General features: G+C 72.8%; 13 protein-coding genes. 9 read left to right on the top strand and 4 right to left on the bottom strand.

Going from position 1 to position 15,956, the window contains the following annotated elements; all coding sequences use genetic code 11:
• Positions 1–12: 12 nt before the first annotated feature.
• On the bottom strand, positions 13–573 hold the full coding sequence (locus EKH77_RS27430) for an NADPH-dependent FMN reductase (RefSeq protein WP_126916948.1): 561 nt from the start codon (positions 571–573) through the stop codon (positions 13–15).
• Between the two features lie 169 nt (positions 574–742).
• On the opposite strand from EKH77_RS27430, the gene EKH77_RS27425 reads away from it, so the two are divergent.
• Positions 743–1,585, top strand: coding sequence for an alpha/beta hydrolase (locus EKH77_RS27425; RefSeq protein WP_206279936.1), 843 nt, complete (start codon positions 743–745; stop codon positions 1,583–1,585).
• A 3-nt stretch (positions 1,586–1,588) separates the two neighbouring features.
• Here EKH77_RS27425 and EKH77_RS27420 read toward each other — a convergent pair whose 3' ends face one another.
• Positions 1,589–2,557, bottom strand: a complete 969-nt coding sequence (locus tag EKH77_RS27420; protein ID WP_164737880.1) for a LysR family transcriptional regulator — start codon at positions 2,555–2,557, stop codon at positions 1,589–1,591.
• Between the two features lie 114 nt (positions 2,558–2,671).
• Here EKH77_RS27420 and EKH77_RS27415 point away from each other — a divergent pair, with 114 nt between their 5' ends.
• Complete coding sequence (locus tag EKH77_RS27415) at positions 2,672–3,670, top strand: L-tyrosine/L-tryptophan isonitrile synthase family protein (protein WP_126916946.1); 999 nt, start codon at positions 2,672–2,674, stop codon at positions 3,668–3,670.
• A gap of 33 nt (positions 3,671–3,703) precedes the next feature.
• Complete coding sequence (locus EKH77_RS27410) at positions 3,704–4,543, top strand: TauD/TfdA dioxygenase family protein (RefSeq protein WP_126916945.1); 840 nt, start codon at positions 3,704–3,706, stop codon at positions 4,541–4,543.
• 3 nt (positions 4,544–4,546) lie between these two features.
• On the opposite strand, the gene EKH77_RS27405 is transcribed toward EKH77_RS27410, so the two are convergent.
• Complete coding sequence (locus EKH77_RS27405) at positions 4,547–7,228, bottom strand: SpoIIE family protein phosphatase (protein WP_126916944.1); 2,682 nt, start codon at positions 7,226–7,228, stop codon at positions 4,547–4,549.
• A 180-nt stretch (positions 7,229–7,408) separates the two neighbouring features.
• Between EKH77_RS27405 and EKH77_RS27400 the strand changes: the two genes are divergently transcribed.
• Positions 7,409–7,726 (top strand): hypothetical protein, encoded by a 318-nt coding sequence (locus EKH77_RS27400; protein WP_126916943.1) that lies wholly within the window; start codon positions 7,409–7,411, stop codon positions 7,724–7,726.
• Between the two features lie 132 nt (positions 7,727–7,858).
• On the opposite strand, the gene EKH77_RS27395 is transcribed toward EKH77_RS27400, so the two are convergent.
• On the bottom strand, positions 7,859–10,078 hold the full coding sequence (locus tag EKH77_RS27395) for an NADP-dependent isocitrate dehydrogenase (RefSeq protein WP_126916942.1): 2,220 nt from the start codon (positions 10,076–10,078) through the stop codon (positions 7,859–7,861).
• Positions 10,079–10,256: 178 nt separating this feature from the next.
• Here EKH77_RS27395 and EKH77_RS27390 point away from each other — a divergent pair, with 178 nt between their 5' ends.
• The 5 genes from EKH77_RS27390 to metX all read left to right on the top strand — a co-directional run bounded on the left by EKH77_RS27390 (position 10,257) and on the right by metX (position 15,935).
• The gene (locus tag EKH77_RS27390; RefSeq protein WP_164737879.1) at positions 10,257–11,510 is read left to right on the top strand and encodes an MmgE/PrpD family protein; all 1,254 of its coding nucleotides are present in this window, start codon (positions 10,257–10,259) and stop codon (positions 11,508–11,510) included.
• The gene (locus tag EKH77_RS34435) at positions 11,507–11,629 is read left to right on the top strand and encodes a hypothetical protein (RefSeq protein WP_276319242.1); all 123 of its coding nucleotides are present in this window, start codon (positions 11,507–11,509) and stop codon (positions 11,627–11,629) included. The genes EKH77_RS27390 and EKH77_RS34435 overlap by 4 nt, the downstream gene beginning before the upstream one ends.
• A gap of 505 nt (positions 11,630–12,134) precedes the next feature.
• Positions 12,135–13,055, top strand: a complete 921-nt coding sequence (locus EKH77_RS27385) for a ParB/RepB/Spo0J family partition protein (protein WP_240667562.1) — start codon at positions 12,135–12,137, stop codon at positions 13,053–13,055.
• 430 nt (positions 13,056–13,485) lie between these two features.
• Positions 13,486–14,820, top strand: a complete 1,335-nt coding sequence (locus EKH77_RS27380; protein WP_126916940.1) for a bifunctional o-acetylhomoserine/o-acetylserine sulfhydrylase — start codon at positions 13,486–13,488, stop codon at positions 14,818–14,820.
• Positions 14,817–15,935, top strand: coding sequence for a homoserine O-acetyltransferase MetX (gene metX, locus EKH77_RS27375; protein ID WP_206279935.1), 1,119 nt, complete (start codon positions 14,817–14,819; stop codon positions 15,933–15,935). Before EKH77_RS27380 ends, metX begins: the two co-directional genes overlap by 4 nt.
• Positions 15,936–15,956: the final 21 nt, after the last annotated feature.

Here is a 15,956-nt window from a genome sequence, read left to right as displayed (position 1 = left end):
TCGACCGGAGGGTCAGCCGCGGACCTTGGCGACGACGGCCGCGACCAGGGCGGTCAGGGCGGCGCGCAGCTCCTCGCCGACGGGCAGGCCGTCCTCGCCGAGGGCGGTGTGGGCCTTGGCCACGCACAGCTCGTCGCCGACGACGTCACTGCCGCAGGCGGTCAGCACCTTGCGCAGCTCGGCCTGGGCGAACTTGGCACCGTAGCCGCTCGGGCTGGCGCCGATGACGGCGGCGGTCTTGCCGTGGAGCGCGCTGGCCTGGTAGGGGCGGGAGGCCCAGTCGAGGGCGTTCTTCAGCTGGCCGGGCAGGGAGGAGTTGTACTCGGGGGTGGCGAACAGCAGCGCGTCGGCGGCGAGCATGGCCTCGCGCATGGCCCGCACACCGGCGCCCGGCGCGGCCTCGTCGTCCTCGTTGAAGGGCTCGACGGCGGCGAGGCCGTCCCACAGCTCCAGCTTCACCTCGGCGCCCGCCAGTTCGCCGGCCGCGCGCAGGATGGCGGCGTTGACGGAGGCGGTACGGGTGCTTCCGGATATCGCGAGGACGCGGACGGGTTCAGTGGTGATGGCGGTCATGTAAACAAGTTCTCCTGAAGTGACAAAAACGCCGCCTGGACGACGGCTTGACGTACTGAGGATCTGTCAACCAGGGAACGTAGCACCCGCACGGCCGCGGCCTGCCTCGGATGGGCCGTGACCTGCTCCGCAACGGCCGGGACGACCGGGAGGAATGCGGTGAAGTCGCATGAATGGGACGGTCCGGCGGGTGCGCCGTGAGCCGGGGCGCGCCATGAGCCGGGACGTGCTCTCCCGGCAGGCCCCGCGCCCGTACCGCACCCTGGCCTACGGCACCCACCGGGACCAGGTCGTCGATCTGTGGCCCGCGCCCCGGGACGGCGCTCCCCTGGTGCTGATCGTCCACGGCGGCTTCTGGCGGGCCGAGTACGACCGCAGGCACATCCGCCCCATGGCCAACGCCCTGGCCGCGGCCGGGTACGCGGTCGTCGCGGCCGAGTACCGGCGCACCGGGACGCCCGGCGGGGGCTGGCCGGGCACGTTCGACGACATCGCGGCGGTGGCGGACGCGACGGCCGGGCTGGCCACCCGCCTCGGCGCGGATCCGCGCCGGCAGGTCTGGGCCGGGCACTCGGCGGGCGGCCACCTCGCGCTGTGGGCGGCGTCGCGGCACCGGTTGCCGCAGGGTTCGCCATGGCACGCCGCGCGCCCGGAGGCGGCCGTGCTCAGCCTCGCGGGCTGCGCCTCGCCGACCCTGGCGGCGCTGTGGGACCTCGACGAGGGGGCGGCCCGGGCACTGCTCGGCGGGACGCCCGAGGGCGTACCGGAACGTTACGCCGCCGCCGATCCGGGGTGGCTGCTGCCCACCGGGGTGCGGGTGACGCTGGTGCACGGCACGGCGGACGAGCAGATTCCGGTGGCGATGAGCCGGACGTTCGCCGCCCGGGCCCGGCGGCTGGGCGATCCGGTGGCGCTGGTCGAGCTGCCGGGCGTGGAGCACTTCGCGCTGATCGACCCGCGTTCGGCCGCCTGGCCGGAGGTCCTCGCGGCACTGGCGGGGCTGGTGGAGTAGACGTCAGCCCGCCCGTCGCTCCTCCAGCGGCGGGTTCTCGGCCAGCCAGTCGAGATAGTGGGGGCTGCGGCGCACGGCGGTGGCGTAGACGCGGTCGGCGCGGGCGGCGATGGCGGGGGCGTGCGCGCTGAGCGCGCCCTGCCGGTGCCACAGCAGCAGGTGGCGGATCCGTAGCGGGGTGCCCGCCAGGGGGCGCGGGACGATGCCCGGGGTGGCGCGGAAGGTGGCCTGGCCCAGGCCCACCGCCTGGCCGTCGGCGATGAGTTCGCGGGCCGCCCCGGCCTCGGCATCGTGCCGGACCCTGGGGGTGAAGCCCGCGCGGGCGCAGGAGGCGGTGAAGGAGTCGAACAGGCCGTTGCCCTGACTGGCCGCGAGGGTCCACTCCGCGTCGGCCAGCTCCGCCAGCCGGAGCTCCGGCCGGGCGGCCAGGGGGTGGACCTGGGGCAGCAGGACGAAGACCGGTTCGGTGGCGACGACCGCCGATCCCAGACCGGGCGGCAGCTCGGAGGACGGCCGGACGTACTCGGCCACGGCGGCCAGGTCCTGCTGGCCGCTGACCACGAGGTCGGCGGCGGTGGCGAGGTTGGGCTCGGTGCGCAGGGTGGGCAGGGCGCCGGGGAAGAGCTCCTGGAGCTCGCGCACCAGGCCGACCGCGAGCGGCCCGGGGGTGGCCACGTACCGCAGGGGGCGGCGGCCCTCGGTGGAGCCGGTGTGCAGCGCGGACTCGCGCTGGATCGCCTCGATCGACGGCAGCACCGAACGCGCCCTGGCGAGCACGAACTCGCCCAGCGCGGTGGGCGCGGCACCGTGCCGGGACCGGGCGAACAGGGCGCCGCCCAGGACCCGTTCGATCCGCCGGATCTGGGCGGTGAGGGAGGGCTGGGAGACGCCGAGCGCGGCGGCCGCGCGGGTGATGCTGCCGGCGTCGGCTATCGCGCAGACCACCTTGAGGTGGCGCACTTCGAGATCCATAACCCGCATCCTATGGATGAATGCGATTACTTGAAAGTTCTAGCTCTTGCCAGGATGGTCCCTCCTTACAGCATCGAACGCTTACAGCATCGAACGGGATCCGGGAGGACACCGATGGCCGACAGGGGCGACGACGCGCTCATCGCGCGCCGAGTCATGGAGCTGGTCCTGCGTCATCAGCGCAAGGGGCAGCGGACGGGCGGCTGTGCGCGGACCCCCTGCCCCGACTGCCGGGACGCCCATCTCGCCCGCGTCACCCGGTACGTCGAGGCCGGCGAGCCGGTGCGGTTCGTGCTGCCGGCCTTCCCCGGCAAGTCCCCCAACGCCGCCAAGGTGCTCGGGACGCTGCCCGACATGGCGGAGCGGCTGGCGCTGGGCTTCCTCGCCGGGCTGACCGCGCGGATCCGCGCGGTGTACGCGCCGGGGGCCGAGATCCTCATCTGCTCCGACGGCCGGGTCTTCAGTGACGCGGTCGGCATCCCGGACGCCCACATCACCGGCTACCAGCGGGAGATGCAGCGGCTCATCGACGCGCTGCCGGAGCCGAGCGGCATCGGCCTGTTCAACCTGGAGGACGTCCCCGAGTTCGCCGGGCTCGGCCACGACCGGATGCGGGAGCTCCTCGCCGAGCGGTACGCCGAGCCCCTCGACTCGCTGAAGGAGCGCGTGCGGGCGGGCGAGGAGGTCGCGCTCTACCGGGCCATGACGCGCTTCCTGTTCGAGGACGCCGACACCCCCGGCCGCGCCGGCAGCCGGGCCGCCCTCCAGCGCGACGCCCGGAACCGCGCGTACACCGTGATGCAGCGCAGCAAGGCGTGGGGCGACCTGCTCGCCGAACGGTTCCCCGGAGCCGTGCGGCTGTCCATCCACCCGCAGCCCTGCGGCGCGGAGAAGCTCGGCATCCACCTCGTGGACACCCCGGACAACTGGCTGACGCCCTGGCACAGCGTGGCGCTGGACACCGGCGGCGGCCGGTACGTCCTGGTCAAGCGGAGCGAGGCCGAGGAGCGGGGCGCCGAGCCGGTCCTGGCGGACGGCCGCCCGAGCCACTACGCGCGGCCCGCGCCCGCGCTCGTCACCGCCGCCGCTCCCGTCGCGGTCCCCGCCGCCTGACCGGGCACCCCGTATCCACCGAAGGGCACAGTCATGATCAACCTCTCCGGTCACCCCGTCACCGCGCTGGAGCCGTTCGGCGTGCGCGTCGACGCCGCCTCGCCCGGCACCGACGTCACCGGACTGTCCATAGCCGCACTACGCGAACTGACCACACGTCACCATCTCGTGCTGCTGCGCGGGTTCACCGCCTTCGACGACGCCGGGGCGCTCACCGAGTGGAGCGCCCGCTGGGGCGAGATCGGCATGTGGCCCTACGGGCCCGTGCTGGAGCTCGTCGAGCACGACGAGCCCGACGACCACATCTTCGACCACCGCTACGTCCCGCTGCACTGGGACGGCATGTACCGCGAGCAGATCGCCGAGTTCCAGATCTTCCAGTGCGTCTCCGCGCCCGGCGAGGGCGACGGCGGCCGGACCACCTTCTCGCAGACCGAGGCCGTGCTCCGCGACGCCGCCCCGGAGCACCGGGAGCTGTGGGAGCGGGTCACCGGCCGCTACCGCCGGGCGGCCGCGGAGTACGCGGGCGAGTGCGTCTCGCCCGTCGTCACCACGCGCCCGGGCGGCCGCGCGGTGATCCGCTACAACGAGCCGGTCCCGGCGGGCGAGGTCTTCCTCAACCACCCGGACCTGGAGTTCACCGGCGTGCCCGGGGAGCTCCTGCCCGAGTTCCACCGCACGCTGCAGGCGGCCCTCCACGACCCGCGCCACCTGTACGCCCACGCCTGGCGCGACGGGGACGTCGTCGTCGCCGACAACTACACGCTGCTGCACGGCCGGGAGGCCTTCACCAGCCGCTCGCCGCGCCATCTGCGGCGCGTCCACGTGCTCGGCACCCCGCCGCTGGAGAACACGGCGCTGGTATACGGGTAGTGCTCAGGTCAGGGGCAGTTCGGCCCAGATGACCTTGCCCTCGGGGGTGTAGCGGGTGCCCCAGCGCTCGGCGAGCTGGGCGACGAGGAACAGGCCGCGGCCGCCCTCGTCCTCCGCCGCCGCGTAGCGCAGGTGCGGGGCCGTGCTGCTGGTGTCGGACACCTCGCAGATCAGGGCCCGCTCGCGCAGCAGCCGCACCCGGATGGGGCCGGAGGCGTGCCGGATGGCGTTGGTGATCAGCTCGCTGAGGATCAGCTCCGTGGTGAACAGCGCCTCCTCCAGCCCCCACTCCTCCAGCTGCCGGGTGACGTCGGAGCGGGCGCGGCCGACGACGGCCGGGTCGGCGGGCAGCTCCCACTCGGCCGACTGCCCGGGCTCCAGGATCCGGGTGCGCGCGGCGAGGAGGGCGATGTCGTCGGTCTGCTCGGCGGGCAGCAGCGCCTCCAGGACGGCCTCGCAGGTCTGCTGGGGCGTGCGGCCGGGCCGGGCCAGGGTGTGGGCGAGGATGGTCAGGCCGGTGTCGAAGTCGCGGCGGCGGTCCTCGACGAGGCCGTCGGTGTAGAGCACCAGGCTGCTGCCCTCGGGCAGGGTCAGCTCCATGGCCTCGAAGGGCATGCCGCCCACCCCGAGCGGCGGTCCGGCGGGGAGCTCGGGGAAGGTGACGTCGCCGTCGGGGCCGACCACGGCCGGCAGGGGGTGGCCCGCGCGGGCCAGGGAGCAGATGCCGGAGGTGGGGTCGTAGATGGCGTACAGGCAGGTGGCACCCGCGATCGCGGCCTCCTCGCCGGCCTCCGCCGCCTCCGCCGCCTCCTGGTCGATGCGGGCGACCAGCTCGTCGAGGTGCCCGAGGAGCTCGTCCGGGGGCAGGTCGAGGGAGGAGAAGTTCTGCACGGCCGTCCGCAGCCGTCCCATGGTGGCGGCGGCGTGGAGGCCGTGGCCGACCACGTCGCCCACGACGAGGGCGACCCGGGCGCCCGGCAGCGGGATGACGTCGAACCAGTCGCCGCCCACGCCGGCCTGGGCGGGCAGATAGCGGTAGGCGATGTCGAGGGCGCTCTGCTCGGGCACTCCGCGCGGCAGCAGGCTGTGCTGGAGGGTGACGGCCATGGCGTGCTCGCGGGTGAAGCGGCGGGCGTTGTCGATGCACACGGCGGCGCGCGCGGCCAGCTCCTCGGCCAGGGACAGGTCCTCCTCCTCGAAGGGCTCACTGCCCTCGGCGCGCCAGAAGTTCACGATGCCCATCAGCACGCCGCGCGCCTTCAGCGGCACGGTGATCAGCGAGTGGAAGCCGTAGTCCAGGATCTGCTGGGTGCGCGCGGGGTCCTGGGTGCGCCAGCCCACGGAATCCGAGAGCTCCGCCACGAGCACGGGGTGCCCGCTCATGAAGCCCTGGGCCTGCGGGGTGGGCGCCGCGAACCGGTGCACCTCGCCCGCCCCGTACAGGGGGTGGTCGTCCCGGACGCCGCTGAGCGCGACCCGGCGCAGCTCCGGGGCGCCGGCCGTCGAGGGGCGGGGCTCCTCACCGTGGAGGACGGGCTCGGCGAGGTCGACGGTGGCGTAGTCGCAGAAGCGGGGGGAGGCCACCTTGGTGAGCTCCGTGGCGGTGGTCCGCACGTCCAGGGTCGTGCCGACGGCCACGCTCGCGTCGTAGAGCAGCCGCAGTCGCTCACGGGCGACCTCGGCCTTGCCGGCGAGCGCGCGCAGCTCCGTGGAGTCACGCAGCGTGGCCACGCTGCCGGGCGGGCCGCCCCCGCGGTCGGTGGGCCGGTTGTTGACGGCCAGCAGCAGCTCCCCGACGGGGATCACCTCGTCGGTGGCGACCCGGCGGGAGACCAGCAGTTCCGCCATCCGGGGGTCGAGGCCGAGGCCGTCGACGGCCCGGCCCTCGACGTCCTCGGGCAGGCCGAGGAGGCGGCGGGCCTCGTCGTTGGCGAGCATGACCCGGCCGTCGCCGCCGACGATGACCACGCCCTCGCGCACGGCGTGCAGCACGGCGTCGTGGTGCTCGTACATCCGGGTCATCTCGGCCGGGCCCAGGCCATGGGTCTGGCGCCGCAGCCGTCTGCTCACCAGCCATGTGCCGCCCGTGGCCAGCAGCAGCGCGATGGCACCGGCGACCAGCACCACGGGCAGCAGCCGGTCGGCGGCGCTGCTCACGCGGCTGACCTTCATCCCGGACGCGACCATGCCGACGACCCGGCCCCGGTCGGTCACCGGGACGACGACCTGGAGCTCCTCTCCGAGGGGGCCGTTGACCTCCTCGACGGTGATGTGGCCCTGGAGCGAGGGCCCGATGGTGCCGACGAACTTCTTCCCGATGAGCCGGGGGTCGGGGTGGGAATAGCGGATGCCCTGCCGGTTCATGACCACGATGAAGTCGACGCCGCCCTCCCGGCGGGCGTCCTCCGCCAGCGGCTGGAGCACGGCGGCCGGGTCGGGGCCGCGCAGCGTGGCCACCATGCCGGGGCCGTGGGCGAACGCCTCGGCGGCGGCGAGCGAGCGGTCGCGCGCCGCCTGGAATCTGTCACTCCGCGCCTGGAGCAGCAGGGTGACCGCCGCGGCCACGACGAGCAGCACGACGATCAGCACCTGCAGCACGAACATCTGTCCGGCGACGCTGCGGGTGCTCGCCACGGCGAACCAGCGGCCCGAGGGCCTCCAGGAGCGGCCCTGGCTTCGGGCCATACCCCATGTCTACCCTGCCGCCCCCCGCCGCGCGAACGGTACGCGGCCACGCCGGGCGCTCACCGGCCACGTACCGGCCGGTCCGGAGGCGGTCCGGCGCGTGTCGGGAAGCGCCGAGCGTCGTTGACCGTATTGGGCCCAATCGCCCTCCTGTCCCGCAATCGAGACCAAGGATCCGTGATGCGCCTCATCCGCACCGCAGTGGCCGCCCTCGCCGGCCTTCCCCTCGCCGTCGCGCTGCTCGGCAGCACCGCGTTCGCCGCGAACGGCCAGTTCCTCTGGGTGGGCCCGAAGGGGAAGGCCTACTCCATCCAGAACCCGCCGGACAACAAGTGCTACGACATGGGCCAGGAGGCCCGCGCCGCCCGGAACGAGACGAAGTCGCCGGTCGTCGTCTACTCCAAGAAGAAGTGCAAGGGGGACGCGATCCGGCTCGCCCCGGGGCAGCAGGCGCCGCAGGGCGTCGGCTTCCAGAGCGTGATCTTCAACCCGCGCTGAGCCCACGCCGACGCGGAAACGGCATGAAACCGCCCCGACCGGCGTGCGCCGGTCGGGGCGGTGTGGCGTCGCGTGCGTACGGCCGGGCGGCGGCGAGCCGCCGCCCGGTTTCCGGGCGCGTCAGGCCAGGGTTCAGGCCAGGGTCGCGATGGCCTCGTTGAAGGTCGCGGACGGGCGCATGACGGCCGCGGCCTTGGTCACGTCGGGCTGGTAGTAGCCGCCGATGTCGGCCGGCTGCCCCTGGACGGCGTTCAGCTCGTCGACGATCTTCTGCTCGTTCGCGGCGAGCGTCTCGGCGAGCGGGGCGAAGGCCTTGGCCAGGTCCGCGTCGTCGGTCTGCGCGGCCAGCTCCTGGGCCCAGTACAGGGACAGGAAGAAGTGGCTGCCGCGGTTGTCGATGCCGCCGACGCGACGGGTCGGGGACTTGTCCTCGTTGAGGAAGGTCGCCGTGGCGCGGTCGAGGGCGTCGGCGAGGACCTGGGCGCGCTGGTTGCCCGTGGTCTTCGCGAAGTGCTCCAGGGAGGGGACCAGCGCGAAGAACTCGCCGAGCGAGTCCCAGCGCAGGTAGTTCTCCTTGACCAGCTGCTGGACGTGCTTGGGGGCGGAGCCGCCGGCGCCCGTCTCGAAGAGGCCGCCGCCCGCCATCAGCGGGACGACCGAGAGCATCTTGGCGCTGGTGCCCAGCTCCAGGATCGGGAACAGGTCCGTGAGGTAGTCGCGGAGCACGTTGCCGGTGACGGAGATGGTGTTCTCGCCGCGGCGGATGCGCTCGACGGACAGCTTGGTCGCCTCGACCGGGGACAGGACGCGGATGTCCAGGCCCTCGGTGTCGTGCTCGGGCAGGTACTGCTCGACCTTGGCGATCAGGTTGGCGTCGTGGGCGCGGGTCGCGTCGAGCCAGAAGACGGCCGGGTCGCCGGTGGCGCGGGCGCGGGTGACAGCGAGCTTCACCCAGTCCTTGATCGGGGCGTCCTTGGTCTGGCAGGCGCGGAAGATGTCGCCGGCGGAGACGGTCTGCTCCAGGACGACGTTCCCGGCCTGGTCGACCAGGCGGACGGTGCCGGTGACCGGGATCTCGAAGGTCTTGTCGTGGCTGCCGTACTCCTCGGCCTTCTGGGCCATCAGGCCGACGTTGGGCACCGTGCCCATCGTGGCCGGGTCGAAGGCGCCGTGGGCGCGGCAGTCCTCGATGACGGCCTGGTAGACGCCCGCGTAGCTGCTGTCGGGCAGCACGGCGAGGGTGTCGGCCTCCTGGCCGTCCGGGCCCCACATGTGGCCGGAGGTGCGGATCATGGCCGGCATGGAGGCGTCGACGATGACGTCGCTGGGGACGTGGAGGTTGGTGATGCCGCGGTCGGAGTCGACCATCGCCAGGGCCGGGCCCTCGGCGAGCTCGGCCTCGAAGGACGCCTTGATCGCGGCGCCCTCGGGCAGCGCCTCCAGGCCCTTGAAGATGCCGCCGAGACCGTCGTTCGGGGTGAGGCCGGCCGCGGCCAGGGCACCGCCGTGCGCGGCGAAGGTCTTCGGGAAGAAGGCGCGGACCACGTGGCCGAAGACGATCGGGTCGGAGACCTTCATCATCGTGGCCTTCAGGTGCACCGAGAACAGCACGCCCTCGGCCTTGGCGCGGGCCACCTGCGCCGTGAGGAACTCGCGCAGCGCGGCGACGCGCATCACGGAGGCGTCGACGACCTCGCCGGCGAGCACCGGCACGGACTCGCGCAGGACGGTGGTGGAGCCGTCGTCACCGGCGAGCTCGATGCGCAGCGCGCCGTCCTCGGCGATGATCGCGGACTTCTCGGTGGAGCGGAAGTCGTCGGCGTCCATGGTGGCGACGTTCGTCTTGGACTCGGCGGTCCAGGCGCCCATGCGGTGCGGGTGGGTCTTGGCGTAGTTCTTCACCGAGGCGGGGGCGCGCCGGTCGGAGTTGCCCTCGCGCAGGACCGGGTTGACGGCGCTGCCCTTGACCTTGTCGTAGCGGGCGCGGATGTCGCGCTCCTCGTCGGTCTTCGGGTCGTCCGGGTAGTCCGGCAGCGCGTAGCCCTGCTCCTGGAGCTCCGCGACGGCGGCCTTCAGCTGCGGGATCGAGGCCGAGATGTTCGGCAGCTTGATGATGTTGGCGCCGGGCGTCTTGGCGAGCTCACCGAGCTCGGCGAGGGCGTCGGCGACGCGCTGGCCCTCCTCGAGGTACTCGGGGAACCCGGCGATGATCCGGCCCGCCAGGGAGATGTCACGGGTCTCCACAGTGACCCCGGCCTGCGAGGCGTAGGCCTTGACCACGGGCAGGAAGGAATGCGTCGCCAGGGCCGGGGCCTCGTCGGTGTGGGTATAGATGATGGTCGAGTCAGTCACCGGGTGCTCCGCTCCACGTCTATAACATTGCTTGACATCAAGATATCTCGTACCGGGCGTCTCTTCGACAGGACCCCGTCCCCGGGGCTCCGCACGCCCGGAGTGGTACACATCTCGTCACCAAGGGTCAATTAAGTCCGTACTTGTCCGCCATGGGCGTGCGCCCCAGAATCGGCCTGTGCCTCAGAACTCTCCTGATTTCTCCCGGCGCGTCGGCTCCTGGGCGAGCCACCTGCGCTGGCATGACTTACCCGAGCCCGTGCGCGACAGGGCGGCCGACGCGCTCCGGGACACCGTCGCGGTGATGTTCGGCGGGGCGGGGACGACCGCCGCCCGGCTCGGCGCGGCCTACGCCCGTACCGGCCCCGGAGGTGTGCCCCTGGCCGCCGGCGGATCCGCCGCCCCGGACCGGGCCGCGTTCGCCAACGCGACGGCGGCCACCGCACTGGACTTCGAGGACGGCCACTACCTCGGCGGCGGGATCCACCCCGGGTCCATCGTCGTCGCCGCGGGCCTCGCCGCCGCCCCCGCGGGTACCACCGTCCGTGACTTCCTCACCGCGCAAGTCGCGGGGTACGAAGTGGGGCTGCGTGCCGGGGCGCTGCTGTGGCCCCGGCACAGCGGGGACTGGTACCACTGCACCGGGACGGCCGGGAGCCTCGGCGCCGCCGCGACAGCGGCCCGGCTGCGCGGCCTGGATGGCGAGGCCGTCACCCGGGCGCTCGTCCTGGCGTGGCAGCACGCTCCCATGGCCACCTTCGCCCTGCCGATGGCCAAGGAATCCATCGGCTGGGGAGCCTCCGTGGGAGTGGCGGCGGCGGAGCTGGCCCGAGCCGGCTACCTCGCCCTCCCGGCCGGGTACACGCCCCCGGCGCCGCCGGGATTCGCGGCGACACCCTTCGACGTCCCCGGCGCCGAGAAGAACGAGATCGTCGCGAGCCTGGGCGAGGAGTTCGAGGCCGGGCGGACGTACTTCAAGGCGTACGCCTGCTGTCGCTATATCCACGCGGCCGCGCACGGCCTCGGCACGCTGATGGACCGCCTGGGGATCGGCGCCGGGGAGATCGAGGAGATCGAGGTGCGGACGCACGCCGGCGCCCTCTTCCTGTCCGAGCAGGACCCGCGCACCCTGGAGCACGCCCAGTACAGCTTCCCGCATGTGCTCGCCGCCGTGGCCCTGGAGGGAGCCGCGGGCGCACGACAGATCAACGAGGACCGCCTCGGCGACCCGTCGCGCGCCGCCCTCGCCCGGCGGGTCCGGGTGACCCACGCACCCGACCTCGACGACGCTCCCCCGCCGCTTACCCCTCTTATGTACGGGTACGTTCCACCGGCGGCGCGGAGGCCACCGATCTGTTCACCGAGGCGCCGGGCGACCCCGGTGCCCCGCTGTCCGCCGCGCGGCTGCGGGCCAAGTGGCTCGAGACCATGACCCTCGCCGTCCCGGAGAACATCGCGGAGACGGTGCTCGACGGCCTCGCCGATCCCGCACGCGACCTGCATGAGCTGCTGGCGCCCGCCTGGAAGGCGGTGGCGGCGACCACGGACTGAGCCCCGCCCCCACGGTGTGCCCGTGCCGGATCCGGCACGGGCACACCGTTCCCGCCGCGGCGGCCGAATTCCGGCCCCAGATACTTGCATGATGCATATCACAGCGTTCAACTGAATTGTCGGGCACCTGCCGGTCCCGGGTCCGAAATTCCGGTCCCACCCTGCTCACAGTGACCGGGAGCCCAAATACCACTCCCCGCGCAGACCTCTTCGGTATCACTCGTGTCCATACCTCGCGGATGAATTCCGCGGCAATGACGGTCACGGTCGGTAAGACCCGGAACAGCCCGCTCCGCCGACCTGGAATCAATTGACAGGCACGCGACCCGGATGTGTATGTTCCAGGCGAGGTGAAGCAGCGCGCCGGCGTGATGAGGCAACGTATCCGCCGTCTGCCGCACGAGGCCTGGGGGATCAATTGCCTGTCACGTCACGCATCGCGAACGGTCTGTGCGCCGACGTATCCGGTCAGCCGACGCCGAGAGCTCCCGAGGGCGTCGTGAGAGTGTCGATCGGCGCTCTGTCGGCAGGCGATTCACCCCGACTGTGCGGTGCCGACGACGAGTACTGCCGGGTGCTGGCCGAGTCCGGAGCCGAGCTGCCGCCGATCGTCGTGCACCAGGCGACGATGCGCGTGGTCGACGGCGCCCACCGGCTGCGCGCCGCCGAACTGCGCGGCGACACCGACATCGCGGTGCGGTTCTTCTCCGGCAGCCCCCAGGACGCCTACGTCCTCGCGGTCAGAGCGAACACCACTCACGGGCTGCCACTGACCAGGATGGAGCGGACGGTCGCCGCGGACCGGATCATCGCGTCCCACCCGCAGTGGTCGGATCGGTCCATCGCGGCCGTCACGGGGCTGTCCGCCCGCACGGTGGCCGCGCTGCGCAGGCGTTCAAGCGACGCGATTGCGCGGTCGGACAACCGGATCGGCCGGGACGGCCGGGTCAGGCCCGTGAACAGCGCGGAGAGCAGGCGCATGGCGAGCGAGTTGATGGCGAGCGACCCCAACGCCTCTCTGCGCCAGATCGCCCGTCTGGTCGGCTTGTCGCCCACCACGGTGCTCGACGTGCGCCGCCGGCTCGACCGGGGCGACGACCCCGTGCCGGCCGGCCGCCGCAAGGCGCCTGGCCGGCCCCTGCCCCACCGGACCGAACGGCGCCCGCGCGGGGGCGCGGGCCACGACGACCTGGATGTTCTGCTGCGGAGCCTCGCCAGGGATCCGGCGCTCCGCTTCACCGAGGCGGGCAGGCTCCTGCTGCGCTGGCTGCATCGGCAGGCGGTCGACACAGAGGAACAGATCAGGCTGCTCGACGATGTGCCGGCCCATTGCGTGGAACCGGTCGCCGAGCTCATACGCCGCTGCGCCGAGCGATGGCTGGACTTCGCCGATCAACTGGAGCAGCGCATGAGCCGGACGGCTTGAGCCGGACCGTACACCCCACAAGCGCATAGCGTTTCCCGTCGGCGGACCCGCCGTGGCGGGACCTGCCGGGATGCCCTCACATCCCGGCAGGTCCCGCCACGGCGGGTCCCTTCGCGTTCACGGACCTTGCCGTACGGGTCCCCGCGCGTCTCGGGAAACGCATCCGGGGAATCCATGACAAATGCTTGACGCAACCGGCTGAATAACGTCTTCGCGCACGCCGGACGCCCGTTCGCGCGTCCACCGAACGTGCCTGCCGGACCGTGATCCCTCTCGTTAGCATCTCTTGCGGTCGAAACGAAAGCGCACTCGGCCCCTTTTCCCGGTCCTCCCGATTCACCCAAATTCGCTCGGCATCGACGGCGAGCCGCCGCCCGGCGTGCCGACGCGCGCTCCGGTTCCTTTTTTCCCTTCCTATGAGAGGAAAGCCATGTCCGTTCTTGACGACGCCGCACCCGTCACCGATGGCACCCCCGCGGATCCCACCCGGGCCTGGGGCTTCGAGACGAAGCAGATCCACGCGGGGCACACGCCGGACCCGGCCAGCCACGCCAGGGCGCTGCCGATCTATCAGACCACCTCCTACACCTTCGACAGCACCGCGCACGCCAAGGCGCTGTTCTCGCTGGAGGAAACCGGCAACGTCTATACCCGCATCATGAACCCGACCCAGGACGCGATCGAGCAGCGGATCGCGGCACTGGAGGGTGGTGTGGCGGCGCTGCTGCTCTCCTCCGGGCAAACCGCGGTGGCCTTCGCAGTACTCAACCTGGCCGCGGCCGGCGACCACATCGTGGCCAGCCCTCGGCTCTACGGCGGCAGCTACACACTCTTCTGCCACACGCTCCCCCGCTTCGGCGTCACGGTGTCCTTCGTCGACGACCCCGACGACCCGGAGCAGTGGCGTGCGGCGGTCCGGCCGAACACCAAGGCGTTCTTCGGGGAGACCATCTCCAATCCCCGCAACGACGTGTTCGACGTCGAGGGTGTCTCCGCCGTCGCCCATGAGCACGGCATTCCCCTGATCGTCGACAACACCGTGGCGACGCCCTATCTCATCCAGCCGCTGCGACACGGGGCCGACGTCGTGGTGCACTCGGCCACGAAGTACCTCGGCGGGCACGGGACCACGATCGCGGGGGCGGTGATCGACGGCGGCACCTTCGACTGGACGTCCGGCCGGTTCCCCAACTTCACCACCCCGGACCCGAGTTACCACGGTCTGGTCTACGCCGAGCTCGGTCCGCCCGCCTACGCGGTCAAGGCACGGGTCTCGCTGCTGCGCGACATCGGCGCCGCCGTCTCCCCGTTCAGCGCCTTCATGCTGGGACAGGGCATCGAGACGCTCAGCCTCCGGGTGCAGCGGCACGTGGAAAACGCCACCGCCGTGGCCGAGTTCCTCGCCGCTCGGCCGGAGGTGACATCAGTGGCGTACGCGGGCCTGCCCACCTCTCCCTGGTACGAGCGCGCCCGGCGGCTCGCCCCCCGGGGCGCGGGTGCCGTGGTCGCCTTCGAGATCGCGGGCGGTGAGGAAGCGGCGACCCGGTTCATCGACGCGCTGACGCTGCACAGCCACGTCGCCAACATCGGCGACGTACGGTCGCTGGTACTGCACCCGGCCACGACCAGTCACGCGCAGTTGAGCACGGCGGAGCAGCTCACGGCCGGGGTCACCCCCGCCACGGTGCGGCTGTCCGTGGGCCTGGAGGCGATCGACGACATTCTGGCGGACCTGCGTACCGGGTTCGCCGCCGCGGCCCGGTGACCGTCGACCTGCTGCCCGCGCCCCGGGTGGACTTCCCGCCTCCCGACGGCCGGCCCTGCCGCGTCGACGTGGGGCCACTGACGCTGGAGTCCGGCGAGGTGCTGCCCGAGGTGCGCCTGGCGGTGCAGTGCTGGGGCCGTCCCTCGGCAGCACGGGACAACGTCGTGCTGGTGCTGCACGCGCTGACCGGCGACGCGCACGCGGCCGGGCCCGCCGGGCCCGGTCAGCCCACCCCCGGCTGGTGGGACGGGCTGATCGGCCCGGGCCGGGCGGTGGACACCGGCCGCTGGTGTGTGCTGGCGGCCAATGTGCTCGGCGGTTGCCGGGGCAGCACCGGCCCGGCCGCCCCACACCCCGACGGCGGGGTGTGGGGCGGGCGATTCCCCGAGGTGAGCGTGCGCGACCAGGTCGCCGCCGAGGCGGCGCTGGCCGATGTGCTCGGCATCGGGCGGTTCGCCGCCGTGGCCGGCGGCTCCATGGGCGGGGCCAGGGCCCTGGAATGGACGATCGGGCATCCGCACCGGGTCGCCGCCGCACTGGTGCTGGCAGTCGGGGCCCGGGCCACCGCCGATCAGATCGGCACCCAGAGCACCCAGATCGAGGCGATCACCGGCGACCCGCACTGGCAGGAGGGGAACTACCACGGGACCGGCCGTGCGCCCACAGCCGGCCTCGCCCTGGCCCGGCGTATCGCCCACCTCACCTACCGCACGGAACTCGAACTCGACGAGCGCTTCGCCAACGCTCCGCAGCGGCCCGGCCGAGAACTGTCCGCGGTGGAGAGCTATCTGCGCCACCAGGCCCGCAAGCTGGTCGACCGCTTCGACCCGTCCAGCTATGTGGTGCTCACCCGAGCCCTCAACGGACACGACGTCGGCAGGGGGCGGGGCGGCGTGGACGCCGCGCTGGCCGGCTGTCCGGTGCCGACGGTGGTCGCCGGCATCGCGAGCGACCGGCTCTATCCCCTGCGGCTGCAACGCGAGCTGGCCGAGAAGCTGCCCGGCTGCCGTGAACTGACGGTGATCGACTCCCGTCAGGGGCACGACGGCTTCCTCACCGAGACCGGCGCCGTGGGCGCGCTGTTGGCCGCCACGCTGCGACTCGCCGACGGCTGAGAACTACCCGAAAAGGAATCA

It is taken from the genome of Streptomyces luteoverticillatus, assembly GCF_003970715.1.
Lineage (GTDB): Bacteria > Actinomycetota > Actinomycetes > Streptomycetales > Streptomycetaceae > Streptomyces > Streptomyces abikoensis.
Note: the sequence above shows the minus strand (reverse complement) of the source record. Positions and strands in the feature narration are given on the sequence as shown.